Below are 23,186 nucleotides of genomic sequence, written 5' to 3'. Positions count from 1 at the left end.
TCGCCACGGGCCCGCGCTTTATTCGAGAAGCTCAATCAACAAAAACGCCGTCAATCAAACTGCGCACGCATCCAGGCCAGATACCCGGCCACGCCCGCCTCACCTTCGCGGGGCGCCCAAACAGCGTATTCACCTTCACCCACGGGTTGATAAGGTCCAGCCTTGCATTCGAACATCAGCGTATCGGCCTCCAGCACCACAAAGCTGTGGAACACGCCCGGCGGCAGGTCGACACCCAGGCAATCGCCGCCGGCCTGCATGACACGCTTGCTCAGCAGTTCGCCCGAGTCGCTGAACACCAGCAAACCAAGGCAACCTTTGAGCACCAGGATGGTTTCGGCTTTGTCGATACCCAGGTGCCGGTGCGGCGGGACGTAGGTACCCGGCTGCATCCCAATGGCCATGCGGTGACAGGGTTCTTGCATCTGGTGGAAGTTGTGGTGATGGCGACCGCGCGGGCTGGCCGCGGCTTTTTCGGCCAGCTCGGCGAACAATGACTGATCGAAAAAACCCGTTGTTGCCATGTCTTACATACCTTTGACGGCGTAGATACCCGCAGCGTTGCGCCAGTAGCCTTTGTAGTCCATGCCGTAACCGAAGATGTAGCGGTCGATGCACGGCAAGCCGACGTAATCTGCTTTCAGATCAGGGCGAGCCTTGCGGTCGTGATCCTTGTCGATCAGCACGGCGGTGTGCACCGCACGGGCACCGGCGTGTTTACAGAAGTCGATGATCGCGCCCAGGGTATGACCTTCGTCGAGGATATCGTCGATGATCAGAACGTCACGGTCGATGAACGAAACTTCTGGCTTGGCTTTCCAGAACAGGTCGCCGCCGCTGGTTTCGTTGCGGTAGCGGGTCGCGTGCAGGTAGGACGCTTCCAGTGGGAAATTCAGATGGGGGAGCAGTTTGCCGGAGAAAATCAGACCACCGTTCATCACACAGAAAACCACTGGATTACGCTCAGCCAGCTCGAAGTTGATTTGCGCACCGACTCGGGCGATGGCCGCCTCGACTTCAGCTTCGGTGTACAGGCAGTCAGCCTCTCGCATGATTTGACGGATATGCTCGAGATCAGCGGACATGGCGTTCTCCAAGGGGGTGGCTGTTTCGGAAAAGCGGGCAAAGGTACGCATCCTGCGAAGTCAGATCAAGCGTTTCTGGACTAACGTACAGCATGTCTATAGGACAACACCCTCGGATAGATTAACCTAGGCCGGTTTTTTTGCCCGCCGCCGGAGCCTTTCCCCATGCCCATCCGTGAGATCCGCCATCCGCTGATCCGCCACAAGCTCGGCCTTATGCGCCGCGCTGACATTAGCACGAAGAACTTCCGTGAGCTTGCTCAGGAAGTCGGTGCCCTGCTCACCTACGAGGCCACCAAAGACCTGCCACTGGAGAGTTACGAAATCGAAGGCTGGTGCGGCGCCGTTGAAGTCGAAAAAATCGCCGGCAAGAAAATTACCGTGGTGCCGATCCTGCGCGCCGGTATCGGCATGCTCGAAGGCGTCCTCAGCCTGATCCCGGGCGCCAAGGTCAGCGCCGTGGGTGTGGCCCGCAACGAGGAAACCCTCGAAGCGCATACCTATCTGGAAAAACTGGTTCCGGAAATCGACGAACGCCTGGCCATGATCATCGACCCGATGCTCGCCACCGGCGGTTCGATGGTCGCGACCATCGACTTGCTGAAAAAGGCCGGCTGCAAGGACATTCGCGCCATGGTCCTGGTCGCCGCTCCCGAAGGCATCGCCGCCGTGGAGAAGGCTCACCCCGACGTGACCATCTACACCGCGTCCATCGATGAGCGCCTGAACGAACACGGCTACATCATTCCGGGCCTGGGTGATGCCGGCGACAAGATTTTCGGTACCAAGCAGAAGGACGCTTGAGCATGCAGGACGAGTTCAACGACCCGCTCTGGCGCCAGATTCTGTCGGGTGCACAGATGTTGTTCGTGGCGTTTGGCGCGTTGGTGTTGATGCCGCTGATTACCGGCCTCGACCCCAACGTCGCGCTGTTCACGGCGGGCCTGGGGACTTTGCTGTTTCAGCTAGCCACCGGGCGCCAGGTGCCGGTGTTCCTGGCTTCGAGCTTTGCCTTTATCACGCCGATCATTCTCGCCAAGGGCCAGTTTGGCCTCGCCGCGACCATGGGCGGGGTGATGGCGGCCGGTTTCGTTTATACCTTTCTGGGCATTGCGGTGAAAATCAAGGGCACCGGTTTTATCGACCGACTGTTGCCACCCGTGGTCATCGGCCCGGTGATTATTTCCATCGGTCTGGCCATGGCACCGATTGCCGCCAACATGGCGATGGGCAAGGCCGGCGACGGGACTGAGCTGATCCACTACCAGACGGCAATGATGATCTCGATGCCGGCACTGCTGACTACGTTGATCGTGGCGGTGTTCGGCAGGGGGATTTTCCGCCTGGTGCCGATCATTTCCGGCGTATTGGTGGGGTTCGCCATGGCGTTCTTTTTCGGCGTGGTCGATACCGCAAAGATTGCCGCAGCACCGTGGTTCGCGCTGCCGCACTTCACCGCACCCGAGTTCAACTGGCAGGCGATTCTGTTTATCGTTCCAGTCGCGCTGGCGCCAGCCATCGAGCATATCGGCGGGGTTATTGCGGTCGGTAGTGTTACAGGCCGTGATTACCTGAAGAAGCCCGGTCTGCATCGCACGCTGTTTGGTGATGGCATCGCCACCACCGCCGCTGGACTGCTGGGTGGCCCACCCAACACCACCTACGCCGAAGTGACCGGCGCGATAATGCTGACCAGGAACTACAACCCGAAAATCATGACCTGGGCGGCGATCTTCGCCATCAGCCTGGCGTTTATCGGTAAATTCGGCGCGTTGTTGCAGAGCATTCCGGTGCCGGTGATGGGTGGGATTCTCTGCCTGTTGTTCGGCTCGATCGCCGCAGTGGGGATGAACACGATGATTCGCCACAAAATCGATCTGAGCGAAGCGCGCAATCTGGTGATTGTGTCGGTGACCCTGGTGTTCGGGATTGGCGGCGTGCTGATCGGTACCGGGACAGGCCCGAACGACTTCGGCCTCAAAGGCATCGCCTTGTGCGCCGTGGTGGCGATTGCACTGAACCTGATCCTGCCGGGTAACGATAGCTGGAAGCACAAGAAGGCGGATGAGTCGTTGCTCTAAACCTTGATCGTTCCCACGCTCTGCGTGGGAATGCAGCCCGTGACGCTCCGCGTCACAGTAAGAGCGGACGCAGAGCGTCCAGTGAGGCATTCCCACGCGGGAGCGTGGGAACGATCATTGCTCCTACATCGCCAACGGCGCCCGCTCGCAAAGCGCATTCAACGCATGCGCCCACTGCGGGTTGTCATTCAGACACGGCACCAGCACCAGCTCCTCACCACCCGCTTCGCGGAATTGTTCTCGCCCACGATCACCGATCTCTTCCAGCGTCTCTATGCAATCGGCGACGAATGCCGGGCACATCACCAGAATTTTTTTCACGCCCTGCTGCGCCAGCGCCTCAAGACGTGCTTCGGTGTAGGGTTCGATCCATTTGGCGCGGCCCAGCCTGGACTGGAACGACACCGACCACTTGCCCTCCGGCAATCCCATGCGCTGCGCAAAGGCCTGTGCGGTGCGCAGACACTGGCCGCGATAACAGGTCGCCACGACTTCCGGCGGCGCATCACGGCAGCAATCCCCGCCCCCTTCGAAGCTATGACCAGGGTTAAGCTTCTTCAAATGCCGCTCTGGCAAGCCATGAAAACTCAGCAGCAGGTGATCGAAATCCTGCTCTAAATGCGGCTTGGCACTGGCCACCAAGGCGTCGAGGTATTCCGGCTGATCATAGAACGGCTGCAAGATCGAGAACTGCACCGCCAGTTTCTTAGCCAGCACCACGCGTTTGGCTTCCTCGATCACCGTGGTCACGGTGCTGTCGGCGAATTGCGGATAGAGCGGTGCAAGCGTCACGCGCTTCACGCCTTGGGCAGCCATGCGGGTCAGCACCGTTTCAATCGACGGCTCGCCGTAACGCATCGCCAATTCCACCGGCCCCTGCTTCCATTGCTCGGTCATCGCCTGTTGCAGGCGGCGGCTGAGCACCACCAGCGGGGAGCCTTCATCCCACCAGATCGACGCATAGGCATGGGCAGACTGCTCAGGGCGCTTGATCAGAATCAGCGAGACCAACAAACGCCGCACCGGCCAGGGTAAGTCGATGACGTAAGGGTCCATCAGAAATTGATTGAGGTAGCTGCGCACATCTGCCACAGAAGTGGAAGCTGGCGAACCCAGGTTGACCAGGAGCAACGCGTGATCGGTCATGCAACGTCCTATTTCAAAGGCGGCTGGATAAATCGTCCAGGGCCGCGCGCAAATCAGTGAACTGGAAAGTGAAACCCGCCGCCACCAAACGCGTCGGCATGGCCCTCTGGCCACCCAGCAGCAACAGTGACAACTCACCCAGGCCAACTCGCAAAGCGAAGGCCGGCATCGGCAGTATCGCCGGTCGGTGCAACACGCTGCCAAGGGTCTTGGCAAACTCGCGATTGCGCACAGGCTCAGGCGCACAGGCATTATAAGGACCGCGTGCATCATTCTGATTCAGAAGAAAATCAATCAGGGCGATTTGATCGTTGATATGGATCCATGGCATCCACTGCCGACCACTGCCGATCGGCCCGCCCAGCGCCAGTTTGAACGGCAACAACAGGCGCGACAAAAAGCCGCCCTCGGCGGCCAGCACCAGCCCGGTGCGGATCAGTACCACGCGAATGCCCATGGCCTCGGCACGTTGTGCCGTCTCCTCCCAGGCAATACACAACTGGCTGGCGAAGTCTTCACTGACCGGAGGCGAGTCCTCGTTCAACACACGCTCACCGCCATCGCCGTACCAACCCACCGCCGAACCGGAAATCAGCACACGGGGTTTCTGCTCGCGACTTTCCAGCCAGGCGAGCAAGGTTTCGGTCAGGCTGATCCGGCTGCTCCACAGCTTTGCCTTGCGCCTGTGGGTCCAGGGCCGATCAACAATGGGCGCACCGGCGAGGTTGATCACCGCATCGACCGGATCCGGACCGATTTCCTCGAGCCGACCTATTCCACGTACCTGGACTCCGCAGAGTTTGGTCACCTTGTCGGGTCGACGACTCCACACAGTCAAACGATGGCCCCGGGTCAACCAGTGTCGACAGAGTTGACGTCCTATCAAACCAGTACCGCCGGTCAGCAATATGTGCATGACATCTTCCTCGCGTGGCGTTTTACCCGGATCACTAGTCTATTTTTATAAGCAGGGATCTTTTCAATCGGATAGGCCCTATGGTTAACAATAGGACAACCTATCTAGAACAGCTTGTAAGACCGAGAACGCCAAAAGTTATACCGAAAAACAATATTGTATAGGTTTAAACGACGGCGTAGTCTGTACTGAAAGGTAAGCGAGGCCCCTATGACTGTACCCATCGCAATCATCGGTACCGGTATCGCCGGACTCTCAGCTGCCCAGGCACTTCGCGATACCGGGTATGAAGTGCAGCTTTTCGATAAAAGCCGTGGCAGCGGCGGACGCATGTCGAGCAAGCGCAGTGACGCTGGCGCGCTGGACATGGGTGCGCAGTATTTCACCGCCCGCGACCGCCGCTTCGTCATCGAAGTCCAGCGCTGGCAAGCCAATGGCTGGGTCGCCGTATGGTCGCCGCAACTCTATAACTTCCACGGCGGCCAGCTCAGCCCCTCGCCGGACGAACAGATACGCTGGGTCGGTACGCCACGCATGAGCGCCATCACCCGTGCCCTGATCGGCGATATGGAAGTGCATTTTTCCTGCCGCATCACTGAGGTCTACCGTGGCGAACAACATTGGCATCTGCAAGATGCCGAAGGCTTCACCCATGGCCCTTTCAGTCATGTGGTGATTGCCACTCCAGCGCCTCAGGCCACCGCCCTGCTGGCTTCCGCGCCGAAACTGGCCGGTGTCGCTGCCGGGGTGAAGATGGATCCGACCTGGGCCATTGCCCTGGCATTCGAAACACCGCTGGACACCCCGATGGAAGGCTGCTTCATACAGGACAGCCCGGTCGACTGGCTGGCTCGCAACCGCAGTAAACCGGGGCGCGACAACACGCTCGATACCTGGGTACTGCACGCCACGAGTAGCTGGAGCCGGCAGCATATCGATCTGCCAAAAGAGGCGGTGATCGAGCAACTGCATGGCGCTTTCGCCGAACTGCTGCACAGCGCCATGCCCGCTCCGACCTTCAGTCTCGCCCACCGCTGGCTCTATGCCCGGCCGGCCAGCAGTCATGAATGGGGGGCGCTGGCCGACGCCGATCTGGGTCTGTATGTGTGTGGCGACTGGTGCCTTTCCGGGCGGGTCGAAGGGGCCTGGCTCAGCGGTCAGGAAGCCGCCCGACGCTTGCACGAACACCTGCAGTAAACCGCATCAAAGCGCGCAAATTGCTGCTGTCGAAATGGACAGCAGCCCACCGCGACCTCTCCCGGCAAACCTCCACAAAATACCTATACAGACAATTTGACTTGTAGACCTTTGAATCTATGATGAACAAAAGCTGTACAGATACAATGATTTGTACAACTATAGATCCGAGGTTCTCCAATGCCCAGCGACCTTGCTGCAACCAGACCTAAAATTGCTGTCAGCGCTGCAGACAAGCAGGAACTGCAGCATGTCATCGGCCAGTACCGCCACGGCATCGTGCCGCTGGTGGTGCCGCTAACGCTGCTCAAGCATCACTTGCGCCAGCATCCCGATCCGTATGTGGCGCAGCAGGTGTATCTGCAACCGCACCCGGAAAACCTCAGCCTGCGAAATGCGATTTAGACCATGGTCAAGTCCGACACCACAACCAATGATGATCCTGCCCCCGACTACCAACAGGCGCTGGACGAAGGCTGGCTACCGATTCGCGAAGTCGCCCGCCAGACCGGCGTCAACGCGGTCACGCTACGGGCATGGGAGCGGCGTTACGGCTTGATCGTGCCCCAGCGCACACCCAAAGGTCACCGGCTGTTCTCGGCCGAGCATGTGCAGCGCATTCTGACGATTCTGACCTGGCTCAATCGCGGTGTTGCCGTCAGTCAGGTCAAGCAGTTGCTCGACACCCCACAGGCTTTCGCCCAGCCAGCCGACAACGATTGGCACGCCCTGCGTCAGAGCATGATGCACGCCATCAGCCAGTTGGCCGAACGCCAGGTCGACGATACCTTCAATCAGGCCATGTCGCTGTATCCCCCGCGAACGTTGTGTGAACAACTGCTCATACCGCTACTGGCAGAACTTGATCAGCGTTGGCAGGGCCAGTTCGGTACACGGATGGAGCGGGTGTTTTTCTATTCCTGGCTGCGCAGCAAGTTCGGCGCGAGGATCTACCACAACAACCGCCAGTTGCGCGGGGCACCGCTGCTGCTGATCAACCACTCGGACCTGCCGCTGGAGCCCCATCTGTGGCTCACCGCCTGGTTGGTGAGCAGCGCCGATTGCCCCGTGGAAGTCTTCGATTGGCCACTGCCCGCTGGCGAACTGGCAATGGCAGTCGATCATCTGCAAGCCCGTGGTGTACTGCTGTATTCGAGCAAAGCCATGAATGTGAGCCAACTGCCGAAAATTTTGAACGGTATCAGTTGCCCAAAAATCATTGCAGGAGCAACGGTGTGCATCCACCACGCCGAGTTGTCCGTAAGCACCGCTGAAATTGCTGATTTATTCCTGGCCGAAGATCCTTTGTCGACTCACCTGGGACTGGTTCAGTGCGGGCTAATTTAAGGAACGACCATGCAATTGATCTGGCTGCGCAGCGACCTGCGCCTACATGACAACACTGCCCTTACGGCCGCCGCAGTGTGCGGCCCGACCGTAGCCGTGTACTTTCTGAGCCCGAAGCAATGGCAGGCCCACGACGACGCTCCGTGCAAAGTCGACTTCTGGCTGCGCAATCTACGCGAGCTAAGCAAAGCCCTGGGCGAACTGAATATCCCCTTGCTGATCCGCCATTCCCCTACTTGGGCACAAATACCCCATGTGCTACTTGAGTTATGCCAACAACTCGGTATCGACGCGGTTCACGCCAACGAGGAATACGGCACTCATGAAAGCCAGCGTGATGCGGCGGTCGCCAAAGCGCTGCAAACTCATGGCGTCACCTTTCACAGCTACCTCGATCAATTGCTGTTCAAGCCCGGCAGCGTGTTGACCAGAATGGGCACTTATTTCCAGGTCTTCAGCCAGTTTCGCAAAGTCTGCTATTCCCGCCTGCACGGCGCACTGCCACGACTGATCGCAGCCCCCAAAGCTCAGTTGCCGATGACCACTACCAGCGATCCGGTTCCGTCACAGATCGATGGCTTCGCGACACCCAGCGAGACGCTATGTGGGCTCTGGCCTGCCGGTGAAGCCGAAGCATGGCGGCGTCTGGAGAATTTTACCGGGCAACAGATCGACCACTACAAAACCGAACGGGATTTTCCAGCCAGGCCTGGCACCAGCCAATTGTCCGCTTACCTGGCCGCGGGGGTGATTTCGCCACGGCAATGCCTGCACGCCGCGTTGCAATGCAATCAGGGAGAGTTTGAAAGCGGCAATGTCGGTGCCGTGACCTGGATCAACGAGCTGCTGTGGCGCGAGTTTTACAAACATATCCTGGTGGGCTACCCACGCGTTTCCCGGTACCGCGCATTTCGCCCGGAAACCGAAGCCCTGGCCTGGCGCAACGCCCCCGAAGAACTGGCCGCCTGGCAGCAGGCGCGGACGGGTTTACCCATCATCGACGCAGCCATGCGCCAATTGCTGGAAACCGGATGGATGCACAACCGCCTGCGGATGGTCGTGGCGATGTTTCTGACCAAAAACCTGCTGATCGACTGGCGTGAAGGCGAGCGCTTTTTCATGCGTCATCTGATCGATGGCGATCTGGCAGCGAATAACGGCGGCTGGCAATGGAGTTCGTCAACCGGTACTGATTCAGCGCCCTACTTCCGGATCTTCAATCCGCTGAGCCAGTCGGAAAAGTTCGACGCGCAAGGGCTGTTCATCAAGCATTGGTTGCCGGAACTGGCGGCACTGAACAAGAAAGATATCCACAACCCGGCCGCCATGGGCAGGCTATTCAGCGCGGCCGACTACCCGCAGCCGATAGTAAATCTGAATAAATCTCGAGAGCGAGCTCTGGCCGCGTTCAACAGCCTACCCTCCCGTCAAAATGCCGGAGGTGGCTATGAGTGACTTACCCGGCGGCCGGTTGATTCGGCTTGACGATTACTTGCACCCGCTTTGGCGCGACAAGGTTTACCGGCAGCGGAATTATTTCGATGCCAGGGCCCTGCGTTATGAAACTTTGTCTGCGGTTAGCCAAGCCATCGCATGGCTAAAAAGGAGAATGGGATGAGTCGCACACCTTCACGTCGTATCTGGCTGACCGGGGCCAGCAGCGGAATCGGTGCCGCGTTGGCCGAAGAACTGCTCAGGTCCGGTGTGTATCTGGCTGTCAGTTCGCGAACTGTCGCGCCGCTGGAAGCACTGTCCACGCGCTTCCCGGGGCAAGTGCTGCTGGTGCCCGCCGATCTCACCAACAGCCAGCAAGTCCGGGAAGTCGGCGAGCACATCGCAGAGGTTTGGGGGGCTCTCGACACGGTGATCCTCAACGCCGGGACCTGTGAATACGTCGACGCCAGGCAGTTAGACGCATCGATCATCGAGCATGTAATACGCACCAATCTGCTTGCCAGCAGTTATTGCATCGAAGCTGCGCTCCCCCTGCTGCGCGCCGGGAACTTACCGCACCTGGTGGGCATCGCCAGCTCGGTGACCTACCTGCCGTTGCCGCGATCCGAAGCCTTTGGCGCGTCCAAAGCCGGCTTGCGCTATCTGTTCGAGTCCCTGCGCGTCGATTTGGCACCGCAAAGCATCGCCGTCACCGTGGTCAGCCCTGGCTTCGTCGACGCCCCACTGACCGAGAAAAACGACGTCCCCATGCCGACGAGCTGGCCGGCGGACAAAGCCGCGCGGCATATCCTGGAGAAAATCCAGGATCGCCCCCTGGAGGTCGCTTTTCCGGCCTTGTTCATGGCGCAGTTCTGGCCGCTGTCAACGCTTCCCAACCAGACGAAACCGGCGAACGACCAGCTCATGGTCCGAAACGGACCGACGACCGAGGACTAGCCGTAGTGTCGACATCGTCGGCAGTGGACACTCGACCGCTGCCCGGCAAGCGTTAGCTCACCGGGCGTCCGTCAGGCCTTTCACACAGCACGGGCCCACTGCCTTACACTGCGCGTCTATGACCAACATCCCCCTCACCGAAATTGCCGAACCGGCGATTACCTGCTCCACCTGCGCAGCCTGCTGCTGCCAACTGGAAGTCATGCTGATCACCGACACCGGCGTGCCTGAACGCTTTATCGACACTGACGATTGGGGCGGGGAAGTCATGCTGCGTCTGGATGATGGCTGGTGCGCCGCGCTGGACCGCAACAGCATGATGTGCACCATCTACGAGAAGCGCCCGCTGATCTGCCGGGAGTTCGAGATGGGTGAAGCGGATTGCATCAACGAACGCCAAGGGATTGCTACCGCGTATCGTTGAATTTCAAACGTAAGCATTTGTGGCGAGCAGGCAAGCCCCTCGCCACAATAGTTCCCTGGTCAGTGTTCAGATCAAAGCGGCATCGTGTAATGCAGCGCGTAGCTCTCTATACCGTCGTTATGGCTGCTGATGCTGGCGTTGGAATAGTGAGTCGCGCGAATACCGACTTCATGTCCACCGCTAAAGCGCAGGCCTAAACCGATGCGATCTTCGAACTGAAACGCCGACCCCAACTTGTTGTCTTCCACCTCGGTGTGGGCGAACAATGACACACCAATCCCTGCCTCGACATAAGGTTTGACGGTTTCGCCGGCGAACTCATAAACCAGTACCGGCGAGAATGACAGGCTGTGGTTGCTCGGCTTTTTGTCGCCGTTCCAGAAGGTGTAGGCGCCGCTCCAATAGCCGGTTAGACGACCGACATTACTCTGTAGCCAGCTCTTGTCCCAATCCAGTTGCATACCCAGGCGGTAGGTCTGGGTCGAGTCGCTGGTCTCGCCAATCGCGAACTCCACTCCAGCAGCCTGTGCCGAAAAACTTTGCCCCAACAGTGCGGCCGCAAGCGCAGCCAAACAGAATAGTCGCTTCATTAGAAACATCCTTTTCCGAACGATTTCGTATGGTTTTCGTATGGTTTTCGTACTACTCAACAGACTAGCTATAGAACTCGGTGCTGACGTAGAAGCTCAGCTCTTTTGAATCGTTTTTTTTAATTTTTTTTACAAAGGGAAGCTTTGCACAGCGCCAGACTTATTCCATAGCAACGGCAAGATATTTCTCAGGTGCTCAGGGCTGGCACTGGTCCAGAATTTCGCTTCGTGTGCGGGGCCTTCGGCGAGCATTTCACGCTCGGCGAGCAAGCGTTGAAGTTGCCGGGCCACGGCGGCGCCGGTATCGATCAGGCTGATCTCGTCCGCGAGCATCTGCTTGAGCAATGGCTTGAGAAAGGGATAGTGGGTGCAGCCGAGAATGATTGTGTCGCAACCTGCCGCCAACAGGGGCTCAAGGTAACCGAGCAGTAGCTGGCGAAGCACGGCACTGTGCAGATCACCCGCTTCAATCAGCTCTACCAGCCCGGGGCAAGGTTGGGTAATGACCCGCACATCGGTGGCGAAACGGTCGAGCAACGCTGCAAACTTGGCGCTCTGCAAGGTCCCGGTAGTTGCCAGCACGCCGACCACACCGCTGCGGGTCGCTGCCGCCGCCGGCTTCACCGCTGGCTCCATACCGACGATCGGCCAGTCCGGGTAATCGCGACGCAAGTCCGCAACACCGGCCACCGTCGCCGTGTTACAGGCCAGCACCAACGCCTTGGCACCCTGCCGGGCAAAGAATTCAGCCATCACGCTGCAGCGCTGCTGAATGAACTCCGGAGTCTTCTCGCCATAGGGAATGTTGCCGCAGTCGCCGAAGTACAGCAGCGACTCGTTGGGCAGCAGGCGCTGGATTTCACCCAGCACCGACAGACCGCCGACACCGGAGTCGAACACACCAATCGGCGCTTCACGCATGTTTTGGCCCGCAGACACCGCAGCCTGGATCACGCTTGACCCGCAGTTCGCGAAAGCGCGTACCCAAGGCATCGATCAACAGCAAGCGCCCCACCAGCGGTTCGCCAAAGCCGACCAGCAATTTCAGCGCCTCAAGGGCTTGCAGGCTACCGACCAGCCCCACCAGCGGACCGAGCACGCCGGCTTCACTGCAGGTCAATTCGGCTTCGCTGCCGTGCCCATACAAGCAGTGGTAACAAGGGCTCTCGGGCCGACGCGGATCGAACACCGAAAGCTGCCCCTCCAGGCGAATCGCCGCGCCGCTGACCAAGGGTTTGCGCGCCGCAACACAGGCCGCATTGACGGCTTCGCGGGTAGAGAAATTATCGGAGCAATCAAGAACCAGATCGACAGCAGCGACAGCGGCTGCCAGCGAGTCTTCGTCCAGCGCCGAGCGATGGGCGATCAACTGAATCTCTGGATTGATCGCGGTAAGGCGACGAATCGCCGAGTCGACCTTACTCAGGCCAACGCTGTCCGTGTCATGAATGATCTGCCGTTGCAGGTTGGTCAGATCGACCGTATCGAAGTCCGCCAGATGCAGCTCGCCAACCCCGGCCGCCGCCAGGTACAAGGCCACCGGCGCACCGAGACCGCCGAGGCCGACGATCAATATGCGGCTGTTCTTGAGGCGCAACTGACCGTCGATGTCGACATGCTGCAACAAAATCTGCCGGCTATAGCGCAACAGCTCCTGATCATTCAGCACGGTAGACGCCCCAGACTGATACGTTCGTGGTCGCCCAGATCTTTACGACTGTGTACTTCTTCAAAGCCGCGAGTCAGCAGCAAATCACGCACTGCCAGCGCCTGGTCGTAGCCATGTTCAAGCATCAACCAGCCGCCCGCCTCGAGGTGTTGCGGTGCCTGGGCGATGATCAGACGCAGATCGTCGAGTCCGTCCACACCCGCCACCAGCGCACTGGCCGGCTCGAAACGCACATCACCGGCCACCAGATGCGGATCGGCATCGGCAATGTACGGCGGGTTACTGATAATTAGCTGGAAACGATGATCTTGCAGTGCGCTGAACCAGTGACTGTTGAGCACCGTGACATTGTTCAGGTTCAGCCGCTGACGGTTGCGCTCGGCCAGGGCCACGGCTTCGAGCACCCGATCCACCGCCGTGACGTGCCAGGCCGGACGTTCACTGGCCAGGGCCAAGGCAATCGCGCCGCTGCCGGTGCCCAGATCGAGCACCTTGGCAGGTGTGGCCGGCAACAGTTCCAGCGCGGCCTCCACCAGCAGCTCAGTGTCCGGACGCGGAATCAGCGTATGCGGCGCGACTTCCAGGTCCAGCTTCCAGAAACCCTGCTGGCCGAGAATATAGGCCACTGGCTCACCAGCGCGGCGGCGCCGTAAATAATCGGCAAAGGTCAGCGCAGCTTCGCTGCTGACGATCCGCTCTGGCCAGGTGTGCAGAAAACTGCGGGACTTGCCCAGAGCTGCTGCCAGCAATAACTCGGCATCCAGACGGGCCGTGGGCGAATCAGGCAGTTCGGCCGAGCGTAACAAGCTGGCAATAATCGTCATTTACTCACCTATCGATGCCAGTTGATCGGCCTGATATTCGGCCAGCAATGGCTCGATCACCGCTTCGACGCCGCCCGCGAGGATTTCATCAAGGGAATACAGGGTCAGGTTGACCCGATGATCGGTAACCCGGCCTTGAGCAAAGTTATAGGTACGGATCCGCTCGGAACGATCACCCGAACCTACCAGCAACTTACGCTCGCTGGCGATGGCATTGGCCGCGGCGCTGGTCTGCTGGTCGTTCAACTTGGCCGACAGCCAGGACATCGCCCGCGCACGGTTCTTGTGCTGAGAACGTTCTTCCTGACACTCAACCACAATTCCCGAAGGAAGGTGAGTGATGCGGATCGCCGAGTCGGTCTTGTTGACGTGCTGACCACCGGCACCGGAGGAGCGATAGGTATCGACCCGCAGGTCCGCCGGGTTGATCTCGATGGCTTCCTGTTCATCCGGCTCAGGCAATACCGCCACGGTACAGGCCGAGGTGTGAATACGGCCCTGAGACTCTGTCGCTGGAACCCGTTGCACGCGATGGGCACCCGATTCGAATTTCAGTTTGCCATAGACGTTGTCGCCTTCGACCCGGGCAATGACTTCTTTATAGCCGCCGTGCTCGCCTATGTTCTCCGAGAGAATTTCCACCCGCCAGCCGCGACGCTCGGCGTAGCGTGAATACATACGGAACAGGTCGCCGGAGAAAATCGCCGCTTCGTCACCGCCGGTGCCGGCACGTATCTCGAGGAACACGTTGCGCCCGTCGTTGGGATCCTTGGGCAGCAGCATGCGTTGCAGGTCGCCTTCGAGCTCGATCAGCCGCTCTTTGGCTTCGCGCACCTCCTCGACCGCCATTTCGCGCATGTCCGGGTCGCTGTCCTTGAGCAGCGCCTGGGCGCCTTCGAGGTCAGCTTGAACCTTGAGCAGTTGTGCATAGGTGGTGACAATCGGTTCAACTTCCGCGTATTCCTTGGAATAGGTACGGAACTTGTTCTGGTCGGAAATGACTTCGCCATCGCCGAGCAAGGCGGTCAATTCCTCGAAACGGTCCTGGAGGATGTCCAGCTTATTGAGCAGTGACGCTTTCATTGCGGTTTTTTATCCGAAAAGCTATCCGATGGGCCCTCACCGAGGGCAAAGAGTTCCTGAGCCATGGCCAGCGCATCGAGGCGGCCTTCGGCGGAAAGCTTTTTCAACTGCACGCTCGGGGCATGCAGCAATTTGTTGGTCAGGCCGCGGGCCAGATGCACCAACACGTCTTCGGCGTTGCTGCCATTGGCGAGCATGCGCTGGGCCTTGAGCAGCTCTTCATCACGCAGGCGTTCGCTTTGCTGGCGGTAGGCCTTGAGTACATCCACCGCCGCCAGTTCACGCAATCGCACCATGAAGTCGTCGGCGCCGATGGACACCATCTCTTCCGCCGCTTGCGCAGCACCCTGACGACTCTTGAGGTTTTCGGCGACCACTTCGTGGAGATCGTCGACGCTATAGAGGTAAACGTCGTCCAACTCGCCGACTTCCGGCTCGATATCGCGCGGCACGGCGATGTCAACCATGAAGATCGGTTTGTGCTTGCGCAGCTTCAATGCACTCTCGACCGCGCCCTTGCCCAGAATCGGCAACTGGCTGGCAGTGGAGCTGATGACGATGTCGCTGCGAACCAATTCTGCCGGGATATCCGAGAGCAGCACCGCGTGGGCACCGAACTGTTCGGCCAAAATGCTCGCGCGCTCCAGCGTGCGGTTGGCGACCACGATACGCTTGACGCCAAGCTCATGCAGATGTCGGGCGACCAGCGTGATGGTTTCGCCGGCGCCAATCAACAGAGCCTGGCTGCGTTGCAAGTCACTGAAAATCTGTTTCGCCAGGCTGACGGCGGCAAAGGCCACCGACACCGGGTTTTCACCGATGGCGGTGTCGGTACGCACCTGTTTGGCCGCATTGAACGTCGCCTGAAACAAGCGCCCAAGCAGTGGACCAATGGTGCCGGCCTCGCGAGCCACGGCATAGGCCGACTTCATCTGGCCGAGAATCTGCGGTTCACCCAGCACCAGCGAATCCAGCCCTGAAGCCACACGCATCATGTGACGAACGGCCGCATCATCTTCATGCACATAAGCACTCGCACGCAGCTCCTCGAGGCTCAATTGGTGATAATCGGCCAGCCAGCGCAGCACAATGTCAGCCGAAAGGTGATCCTGTTCTATATACAGTTCACTGCGATTGCAGGTGGAGAGGATCGCAGCTTCGCGGCTATCGGTGAGGCGGCAGAGCTGCTGCAAGGCCTCAACCAACTGCTCAGGGGTAAAGGCCACGCGCTCGCGGACGTCTACTGAAGCAGTCTTGTGGTTGATACCGAGTGCAAGAAAGGCCATTCAAGGTCGCTGATGATGTCGAGAAGCCGTCAATTGTCCTACTTCGCCAGATCCAGAACAACCATTGCCGCAACGAATCCCCCTGCACGAAGCGTTCGAGCGCCCTTTAATATGAATTAACGGGGCGGTTATGTTTGGCCGAAGGCTTGTGTCATGATGATCCGACCGCAGGTTAGTCGTCCTCTTCCTATATGAATAGATCCTCCGCGTTGCTCCTCGCTTTTGTCTTCCTAAGCGGCTGCCAGGCCTTGGCACCCGTATCATCGGACGGTACGCCACCGGTCGAAGGCAGCACTCCGGCCCCTGAAAAGCCCAAGGTTTACAGTTCGTTCAGCGAAGATACGATATTCAGTCTGCTGAGTGCGGAACTGGCTGGCCAGCGCAATCGTTTCGACATTGCACTGGACAACTATGTGACCCAGGCCATCAATACTCAGGATCCGGGAATCTCCGAACGGGCGTTCCGCATCGCCGAGTACCTGGGTGCCGATCAGGCAGCGCTGGACACCGCTCTGATCTGGGCGAAAAACGCCCCGGACGATCTGGAGGCGCAACGTGCCGCAGCCGTTCAATTGGCCCGCGGCGGGCGTTATGACGATTCCATGGTCTACATGGAGAAAGTCCTGCAAGGCAAAGGCGACACCCATTTCGACTTTCTTGCCTTGTCTGCCGCCGATACCGACCAGGACACCCGCAACGGCTTGATCAAAAGTTTTGACCGGTTATTGCAGAAACACCCGAAAAACGGTCAATTGATCTTCGGCAAAGCGTTGTTGCTGCAACAGAATGGTGAATCCGGGGCTGCACTGACCCTCCTTGAAAAAAATCCACCGGAAGATGGCGAAGTAGCACCGCTGTTGCTCCACGCCCGCCTGCTGCAAAGCATGGGTCGTGGCAAGGAAGCCTTGCCACTGCTGGAAAAAAGCATCCGTAAATACCCGGACGACAAACGCCTGCGCCTGACTTATGCACGCATGCTGGTCGAACAGGACCGCATGCACGACGCCAAAGTCGAGTTTTCCAGGCTGGTTCAGCAATACCCGGAAGATGACGAGCTGCGTTACTCACTGGCGCTGGTCTGCCTGGAAGCCAAGGCCTGGGAAGAGGCCAAGGGCTATCTGGAAGACCTGATCGCCCGGGAAAGCCACGTCGATTCGGCACACCTGAACCTGGGCCGCATCGCCGAAGAACGCAACGACCCACAAGGTGCACTGATCGAATACGCCCAGGTTGCACCGGGCAATGACTACCTGCCGGCGCAATTGCGTCAGGCCGATATTCTGATGAACAACGGTCGCACCAGCGAAGCCGAAAGCCGTTTGGCCACTGCCCGCGACACTCAACCCGATTACGCGATACAGCTGTATCTGATCGAGGTTGAGACCTTGTCTGCCAACAATCAGGGCGATCGCGCCTGGAAGGTATTGCAGCAAGCCTTGCAGCAGTACCCGGACGATCTGAATCTGCTATATACCCGCGCCATGCAGGCGGAAAAGCGCAATGACCTGGCGCAGATGGAAAAAGACCTGCGGCTGATCATCAAGCACGATCCGAACAATGCGATGGCGCTGAATGCTCTGGGCTACACCTTGTCGGACCGTACAACGCGTTACGCCGAAGCCAAGGCGCTGATCGAACAGGCTCATCAGCTGAATCCGGAAGATCCGGCGGTACTCGACAGCCTCGGCTGGGTGAACTTCCGCCTGGGCAACCTCGATGAAGCCGAACGCTTGCTGCGCCAGGCCCTTGAGCGCTTCCCCGATCAGGAGGTCGCTGCGCACCTGGGCGAAGTCCTGTGGGCCAACGGCAAACAACGCGAGGCCAAGCAAATCTGGGGCAAATTCCTCAAGGATCAGCCCGACAGCCCTACCCTGCGCAGCACCATTAAGCGCCTGACCGGATCCGAGACTTTTTAAGATTATGTTTTTGCGCCACTTTATCGTTTTCAGCTTCATCGCCCTGCTTGCCGGTTGCGCGGGCTTTGGCGCCCGTGAGTCCGTCGAAGGTCACGGCAACCCCGCGCAATGGCGCGTGCACAAACAACAGCTGAGCAGCCTCGATGGCTGGCAGATCAGCGGCAAGGTCGGCATTCGCGCGCCGAAAGATTCGGGTAGCGGCACCTTGTTCTGGCTACAACGTCAGGACTACTACGACATACGCCTGTCCGGCCCATTGGGTCGCGGCGCGGCGCGCCTGACCGGTCGCCCGGGCCGGGTGGCACTGGAAGTCGCCAACCAGGGACGCTATGAAGCGCCTACGCCAGAGGCCCTGCTGGAAGAACAACTCGGCTGGAAGCTGCCGGTCTCGCATCTGGTCTGGTGGGTTCGCGGTCTTCCCGCGCCCGATAGCAAAAGCCGTCTGAACCTCGATGCCGACAGCCGCCTGGCCAACCTCGAGCAGGATGGCTGGCAGGTCGAGTATTTGAGCTACGCCCAAGAGAGCGGTTTCTGGCTACCGGAACGAATCAAGCTGCATGGTCCCGACCTCGACGTCACGCTGGTGATCAAGGACTGGCAACCGCGCAAGCTGGGGCAATGACATGACAACTCCACGCCTGACCCTGCCTGCTCCGGCAAAACTCAATCTGATGCTGCATATCCTCGGTCGCCGTGAAGACGGCTACCACGAGCTGCAGACGTTGTTTCAGTTTCTCGATTATGCCGACGAACTGACCTTTGCCGTTCGCGATGACGGCATCATCAAGCTGCATACCGAATTCGACGGCGTCCCCCACGACAGCAATTTGATCGTGCGCGCGGCGAAAAAGCTTCAGGAACAATCCGGCTCCACGCTGGGAATCGATATCTGGATCAAAAAAATTCTGCCCATGGGCGGCGGAATCGGTGGCGGCAGTTCAAATGCGGCGACCACTCTGCTCGGCCTCAATCACCTCTGGCAAACGGGTTGGGATGAAGATCGATTAGCGGCTTTGGGCCTGACATTGGGCGCGGACGTCCCGGTTTTCGTGCGTGGGCACGCAGCTTTCGCTGAAGGTGTGGGAGAAAAACTCACCCCCGTAGACCCCGAAGAACCGTGGTATCTCGTGCTTGTGCCGCAAGTATCTGTAAGTACAGCAGAAATTTTTTCAGATCCACTGTTGACACGTAACTCTCCGCCCATTAAAGTGCGCCCCGTTCCCAAGGGAAACAGTCGAAATGACTGCTTACCGGTGGTAGCAAGGCGTTATCCAGATGTACGTAACGCATTGAATTTGTTAGGTAAATTTACCGAAGCAAAACTCACCGGAACTGGAAGTTGTGTGTTTGGGGGCTTCCCAAGCAAAGCTGAAGCTGATAAAGTCTCGGCCCTTCTTACAGAGACCCTTACAGGGTTTGTAGCAAAGGGAAGCAACGTTTCGATGTTGCATCGCAAGCTGCAAAGTCTGCTCTAAAAGGAACCGGGTGCTGGGCACTCGTTGCAACAGATACAGGGGCGTCGCCAAGCGGTAAGGCAGCAGGTTTTGATCCTGCCATGCGTTGGTTCGAATCCAGCCGCCCCTGCCATTTTCCTATACTCATCCAGGTATACCCTCAGCCTTCAGGTACTGCGCGTGTCCAAGATGATGGTCTTTACGGGGAACGCTAACCCCGATCTGGCTCGGCGTGTTGTACGTCAGCTGCATATCCCACTCGGTGACATTTCTGTCGGTAAGTTCTCCGACGGCGAAATCACCGCTGAGATTAATGAAAACGTCCGCGGTAAAGACGTCTTCATCATTCAGCCGACGTGTGCTCCGACCAACGATAACCTGATGGAACTCGTCGTGATGGCTGATGCCTTCCGTCGCTCCTCAGCAACTCGAATCACTGCGGTGATCCCCTACTTTGGTTATGCCCGTCAGGATCGCCGTCCGCGTTCCGCACGTGTGGCTATCAGCGCGAAAGTCGTCGCTGACATGCTCACCGTAGTCGGTATCGATCGTGTTCTCACGGTTGATCTGCATGCTGACCAGATCCAGGGCTTCTTCGATATTCCGGTAGATAACATCTACGGCTCCCCGGTATTGGTGGATGACATCGAAGACCAACGCTTCGAAAACCTGATGATCGTGTCCCCGGACATTGGCGGCGTCGTGCGTGCACGTGCTGTTGCCAAATCCCTGGGCGTGGATCTCGGGATCATCGACAAGCGCCGTGAGAAAGCCAATCACTCTGAAGTGATGCATATCATCGGTGATGTTGAAGGGCGTACCTGTATTCTGGTCGATGACATGGTCGATACCGCCGGCACCTTGTGCCACGCGGCTAAAGCCTTGAAAGAGCATGGCGCTGCCAAGGTCTTTGCCTACTGCACACACCCTGTGCTGTCGGGTCGAGCGATCGAAAACATTGAAAATTCCATGCTGGACGAGCTGGTGGTGACTAACACCATCCCGCTGTCCGCTGCAGCACAAGCCTGTTCGCGTATCCGTCAACTGGATATCGCACCGGTAGTTGCCGAAGCGGTTCGCCGTATCAGCAACGAAGAATCGATCAGCGCGATGTTCCGCTAAGGGCCCTGCCCTTCGCACTCATCACGATGACGAAAAGCGCCCCGCCCCGGCATTCTTGTTGGGGCGGGGCTTTTTTGCCCATATCGCCTTTAGCGCTGGTCGCAAACGCTGGGGCGAATGTGGTTATTTTGGAGATACAACATGAACGATTTTACTCTGAATGCTGAAGTGCGTTCCGACCTGGGGAAAGGTGCGAGCCGCCGCCTGCGTCGTCTCGCAAGCCTGGTTCCAGCTGTAGTTTACGGTGGCGAAAAAGCCCCTGAATCCATCAGCATGCTGGCTAAAGAAGTTGCCAAACTGCTCGAAAACGAAGCTGCTTTCAGCCACGTTATCGAACTGAACGTTGGCGGCACCAAGCAAAACGTCGTTATCAAAGCTCTGCAGCGTCACCCGGCCAAAGGCCACGTGATGCACGCTGACTTCGTACGCGTTGTAGCTGGCCAGAAACTGACCGCTCACGTTCCAGTGCACTTCATCAACGAAGAAGCTGCCCTGAAGAAAGGCGGCGAAATTTCGCACGTTGTTGCTGAAGTCGAAGTTTCTTGCCTGCCAAAAGACCTGCCTGAATTCATCGAAGTCGACCTGGCTAGCGCCGTAATCGGTTCGATCATTCACCTGTCCGACCTCAAAGCACCTAAAGGCGTTGAGTTCGTAGCTCTGGCTCACGGTAACGACCTGGCTGTTGCCAACGTTCACGCTCCACGTGTTGCTCCAGAAGCTGCAGAAGGCGCTGCAGAGTAATTCACTCTGTACGCCGGAGTTTGTTGGAAACATCGCGGACTAGAGCGTAGCGAGAAAGCGGGCGAGAACGCGGAGTTTACATAATGGTAAATGAGCATTTTTCGTCCACTTTCGCCGCACAACCTCAACGCGGCGATGCTATCCACAACTCCAAAGAAGGGCCCCTGATGTGACTGCCATACAACTGATCGTTGGCCTGGGAAATCCAGGCACCGAATACGAACAGACCCGGCATAACGCAGGGGCCTTTTTTGTTGAGCGCATCGCATCGGCCCAGCGCATCAATCTGGTGCCCGAGCGCAAATTTTTTGGCCTGACCGGGCGCTTCACGCATCAGGGTCAGGATGTTCGTCTGCTGATTCCCACCACGTTCATGAACCGAAGTGGCCAGGCCGTAGCGGCACTTGCCGGTTTTTACCGCATCCCACCGGAAGCGATACTGGTGGCGCACGACGAACTCGACTTGCCACCCGGCGTAGCCAAGCTCAAACAGGGCGGCGGGCATGGCGGTCATAACGGCCTGCGCGACATCATCGCGCAGCTCGGCAATCAGAATACTTTCCACCGCTTGCGGCTTGGCATCGGCCACCCAGGCGTCGCCAGTATGGTTTCAAATTTTGTCCTGGGTCGTGCGCCACGCGCCGAACAGGAAAAACTCGATGCAAGCATCGACTTTGCCCTCGGCGTGCTGCCGGATATTCTCGCTGGTGAATGGAACCGCGCGATGAAAAACCTGCACAGCCAGAAGGCCTGACTCTTATCCGAGGGGAAACACCATGGGATTCAACTGCGGCATCGTCGGCCTGCCTAACGTCGGCAAGTCCACCCTGTTCAACGCCCTGACCAAATCCGGTATCGCGGCCGAGAACTTTCCCTTCTGCACCATCGAGCCGAACAGCGGCATAGTGCCAATGCCCGATCCGCGTCTGGACGCACTGGCGGAAATCGTCAAACCCAAGCGCATCCTGCCGACCACCATGGAATTCGTCGACATCGCAGGCCTCGTTGCCGGCGCCTCGAAAGGTGAAGGTCTGGGCAACAAGTTCCTGGCCAACATCCGTGAAACCGATGCCATCGCCCACGTGGTCCGCTGCTTCGAAGACGAGAACGTGATTCACGTCTCCAACAGCGTCGACCCGAAACGCGACATCGAGATCATCGACCTCGAACTGATCTTCGCCGACCTCGACAGCTGCGAGAAGCAACTTCAGAAAGTCACCCGCAACGCCAAGGGTGGTGACAAGGACGCCGTGGTTCAGAAAGGCCTGCTGGAGCAGTTGATCGCTCACTTCACCGAAGGCAAGCCTGCGCGCAGCCTGATGAAGAACATGAGCACCGACGAGAAAGCGGTGATCCGTGGCTTCCACCTGCTGACCACCAAACCGGTCATGTACATCGCCAACGTTGCCGAAGACGGCTTCGAAAACAACCCGCTGCTCGACGTGGTCATGGCCATCGCCGAAGAAGAAGGTGCAGTGGTTGTACCGGTCTGCAACAAGATCGAAGCGGAAATCGCCGAGCTTGACGACGGCGAAGAGAAAGACATGTTCCTCGAGGCCCTGGGCCTGGAAGAGCCTGGCCTGAACCGCGTGATCCGCGCAGGCTACGAAATGCTGCACCTGCAAACCTACTTCACCGCCGGTGTTGAGGAAGTCCGCGCCTGGACCGTAAAAGTCGGTGCTACTGCGCCACAAGCGGCCGGGGTGATCCACACCGACTTCGAAAAAGGCTTCATCCGCGCCGAAGTCATCGCCTACAACGACTTCATCCAGTACAAGGGCGAAGCCGGCACCAAAGAAGCCGGTAAATGGCGTCTGGAAGGCAAGGATTACATCGTCAAAGACGGCGACGTGATGCACTTCCGCTTTAACGTGTGATCTTCAAATTAAACACCCCGCTTGTCGGGGTGTTTTT

General features: G+C 58.5%; 24 protein-coding genes, 1 tRNA gene and 1 pseudogene. 16 read left to right on the top strand and 10 right to left on the bottom strand.

Translation table 11 applies throughout. From position 1 onward, the window contains the following. Positions 1 to 50: 50 nt before the first annotated feature. Positions 51 to 524 carry a WbuC family cupin fold metalloprotein gene (locus AC07O1_RS12805; protein ID WP_494991799.1) on the bottom strand — a complete coding sequence of 158 codons (474 nt, stop codon included), beginning with the start codon at positions 522 to 524 and terminating at the stop codon, positions 51 to 53. Positions 525 to 527: 3 nt separating this feature from the next. Then, positions 528 to 1,085 (bottom strand): hypoxanthine-guanine phosphoribosyltransferase, encoded by a 558-nt coding sequence (locus AC07O1_RS12800; RefSeq protein WP_494991798.1) that lies wholly within the window; start codon positions 1,083 to 1,085, stop codon positions 528 to 530. Between the two features lie 165 nt (positions 1,086 to 1,250). On the opposite strand from AC07O1_RS12800, the gene upp reads away from it, so the two are divergent. Together upp and AC07O1_RS12790 are read left to right on the top strand one after the other, a co-directional pair. After that, positions 1,251 to 1,889, top strand: a complete 639-nt coding sequence (gene upp, locus AC07O1_RS12795) for a uracil phosphoribosyltransferase (RefSeq protein ID WP_494991797.1) — start codon at positions 1,251 to 1,253, stop codon at positions 1,887 to 1,889. 2 nt (positions 1,890 to 1,891) lie between these two features. After that, a complete protein-coding gene (locus AC07O1_RS12790; protein ID WP_494991796.1) occupies positions 1,892 to 3,166 on the top strand; it encodes a uracil-xanthine permease family protein in 1,275 nt (424 codons plus the stop codon). A gap of 123 nt (positions 3,167 to 3,289) precedes the next feature. Here the strand turns inward: AC07O1_RS12790 and hemH are convergent, their stop codons facing one another. Continuing rightward, positions 3,290 to 4,312: a ferrochelatase gene (hemH, locus tag AC07O1_RS12785; protein WP_495089010.1), complete on the bottom strand. Its 1,023-nt coding sequence runs from the start codon at positions 4,310 to 4,312 to the stop codon at positions 3,290 to 3,292. Between the two features lie 13 nt (positions 4,313 to 4,325). Beyond that, on the bottom strand, positions 4,326 to 5,228 hold the full coding sequence (locus AC07O1_RS12780) for a TIGR01777 family oxidoreductase (RefSeq protein ID WP_494991794.1): 903 nt from the start codon (positions 5,226 to 5,228) through the stop codon (positions 4,326 to 4,328). A 210-nt stretch (positions 5,229 to 5,438) separates the two neighbouring features. On the opposite strand from AC07O1_RS12780, the gene AC07O1_RS12775 reads away from it, so the two are divergent. The 6 genes and pseudogenes from AC07O1_RS12775 to AC07O1_RS12750 all read left to right on the top strand — a co-directional run bounded on the left by AC07O1_RS12775 (position 5,439) and on the right by AC07O1_RS12750 (position 10,587). Beyond that, positions 5,439 to 6,425, top strand: a complete 987-nt coding sequence (locus tag AC07O1_RS12775) for an NAD(P)/FAD-dependent oxidoreductase (RefSeq protein WP_495089009.1) — start codon at positions 5,439 to 5,441, stop codon at positions 6,423 to 6,425. 210 nt (positions 6,426 to 6,635) lie between these two features. Beyond that, positions 6,636 to 6,830, top strand: a pseudogene (locus tag AC07O1_RS12770) (DUF1722 domain-containing protein); the annotation flags it as partial. Positions 6,831 to 6,833: 3 nt separating this feature from the next. Beyond that, on the top strand, positions 6,834 to 7,772 hold the full coding sequence (locus tag AC07O1_RS12765; protein WP_495089008.1) for a MerR family transcriptional regulator: 939 nt from the start codon (positions 6,834 to 6,836) through the stop codon (positions 7,770 to 7,772). A gap of 9 nt (positions 7,773 to 7,781) precedes the next feature. Then, positions 7,782 to 9,227, top strand: a complete 1,446-nt coding sequence (gene phrB, locus AC07O1_RS12760) for a deoxyribodipyrimidine photo-lyase (protein ID WP_495089007.1) — start codon at positions 7,782 to 7,784, stop codon at positions 9,225 to 9,227. Between the two features lie 159 nt (positions 9,228 to 9,386). Then, the gene (locus tag AC07O1_RS12755) at positions 9,387 to 10,163 is read left to right on the top strand and encodes an SDR family NAD(P)-dependent oxidoreductase (RefSeq protein WP_495089006.1); all 777 of its coding nucleotides are present in this window, start codon (positions 9,387 to 9,389) and stop codon (positions 10,161 to 10,163) included. Between the two features lie 118 nt (positions 10,164 to 10,281). Continuing rightward, positions 10,282 to 10,587, top strand: a complete 306-nt coding sequence (locus tag AC07O1_RS12750) for a YkgJ family cysteine cluster protein (protein WP_494991788.1) — start codon at positions 10,282 to 10,284, stop codon at positions 10,585 to 10,587. Positions 10,588 to 10,658: 71 nt separating this feature from the next. Here AC07O1_RS12750 and AC07O1_RS12745 read toward each other — a convergent pair whose 3' ends face one another. From AC07O1_RS12745 to hemA, 6 genes are all read right to left on the bottom strand, one after another. Then, entirely contained in the window at positions 10,659 to 11,177 is a 519-nt protein-coding gene (locus AC07O1_RS12745; protein ID WP_495089005.1) for an acyloxyacyl hydrolase, read from the bottom strand. Between the two features lie 129 nt (positions 11,178 to 11,306). Continuing rightward, positions 11,307 to 12,098: a glutamate racemase gene (murI, locus tag AC07O1_RS12740; RefSeq protein ID WP_494991786.1), complete on the bottom strand. Its 792-nt coding sequence runs from the start codon at positions 12,096 to 12,098 to the stop codon at positions 11,307 to 11,309. Then, on the bottom strand, positions 12,091 to 12,846 hold the full coding sequence (locus tag AC07O1_RS12735; protein WP_494991785.1) for a molybdopterin-synthase adenylyltransferase MoeB: 756 nt from the start codon (positions 12,844 to 12,846) through the stop codon (positions 12,091 to 12,093). Before AC07O1_RS12735 ends, murI begins: the two co-directional genes overlap by 8 nt. Then, entirely contained in the window at positions 12,840 to 13,670 is an 831-nt protein-coding gene (prmC, locus tag AC07O1_RS12730) for a peptide chain release factor N(5)-glutamine methyltransferase (RefSeq protein WP_495089004.1), read from the bottom strand. Before prmC ends, AC07O1_RS12735 begins: the two co-directional genes overlap by 7 nt. Beyond that, positions 13,671 to 14,753, bottom strand: a complete 1,083-nt coding sequence (gene prfA, locus AC07O1_RS12725; protein ID WP_494991783.1) for a peptide chain release factor 1 — start codon at positions 14,751 to 14,753, stop codon at positions 13,671 to 13,673. Beyond that, positions 14,750 to 16,039 (bottom strand): glutamyl-tRNA reductase, encoded by a 1,290-nt coding sequence (gene hemA / locus AC07O1_RS12720; RefSeq protein WP_494991782.1) that lies wholly within the window; start codon positions 16,037 to 16,039, stop codon positions 14,750 to 14,752. Before hemA ends, prfA begins: the two co-directional genes overlap by 4 nt. Before the next feature lie 191 nt (positions 16,040 to 16,230). Between hemA and AC07O1_RS12715 the strand changes: the two genes are divergently transcribed. The 8 genes from AC07O1_RS12715 to ychF all read left to right on the top strand — a co-directional run bounded on the left by AC07O1_RS12715 (position 16,231) and on the right by ychF (position 23,149). Next, positions 16,231 to 17,955, top strand: a complete 1,725-nt coding sequence (locus AC07O1_RS12715) for a tetratricopeptide repeat protein (RefSeq protein ID WP_495089003.1) — start codon at positions 16,231 to 16,233, stop codon at positions 17,953 to 17,955. A gap of 4 nt (positions 17,956 to 17,959) precedes the next feature. After that, complete coding sequence (lolB, locus tag AC07O1_RS12710) at positions 17,960 to 18,577, top strand: lipoprotein insertase outer membrane protein LolB (RefSeq protein ID WP_495089002.1); 618 nt, start codon at positions 17,960 to 17,962, stop codon at positions 18,575 to 18,577. Position 18,578: 1 nt separating this feature from the next. Next, a complete protein-coding gene (gene ispE, locus AC07O1_RS12705) occupies positions 18,579 to 19,430 on the top strand; it encodes a 4-(cytidine 5'-diphospho)-2-C-methyl-D-erythritol kinase (protein ID WP_495089001.1) in 852 nt (283 codons plus the stop codon). A 37-nt stretch (positions 19,431 to 19,467) separates the two neighbouring features. After that, positions 19,468 to 19,542, top strand: a tRNA-Gln gene (locus tag AC07O1_RS12700). Positions 19,543 to 19,589: 47 nt separating this feature from the next. Further along, complete coding sequence (locus AC07O1_RS12695) at positions 19,590 to 20,531, top strand: ribose-phosphate pyrophosphokinase (protein ID WP_003208392.1); 942 nt, start codon at positions 19,590 to 19,592, stop codon at positions 20,529 to 20,531. A 141-nt stretch (positions 20,532 to 20,672) separates the two neighbouring features. Beyond that, the gene (locus AC07O1_RS12690; RefSeq protein WP_494991778.1) at positions 20,673 to 21,272 is read left to right on the top strand and encodes a 50S ribosomal protein L25/general stress protein Ctc; all 600 of its coding nucleotides are present in this window, start codon (positions 20,673 to 20,675) and stop codon (positions 21,270 to 21,272) included. 169 nt (positions 21,273 to 21,441) lie between these two features. Further along, positions 21,442 to 22,026, top strand: coding sequence for an aminoacyl-tRNA hydrolase (pth, locus tag AC07O1_RS12685; protein ID WP_495089000.1), 585 nt, complete (start codon positions 21,442 to 21,444; stop codon positions 22,024 to 22,026). 22 nt (positions 22,027 to 22,048) lie between these two features. Continuing rightward, the gene (ychF, locus tag AC07O1_RS12680; RefSeq protein WP_494991777.1) at positions 22,049 to 23,149 is read left to right on the top strand and encodes a redox-regulated ATPase YchF; all 1,101 of its coding nucleotides are present in this window, start codon (positions 22,049 to 22,051) and stop codon (positions 23,147 to 23,149) included. Positions 23,150 to 23,186: the final 37 nt, after the last annotated feature.

Source organism: Pseudomonas sp. GW821-FHT07G10 (genome assembly GCF_059418545.1).
The sequence above is the reverse complement of the archived record's forward strand: the minus strand, read 5'-3'. Positions and strand labels throughout refer to the sequence as shown.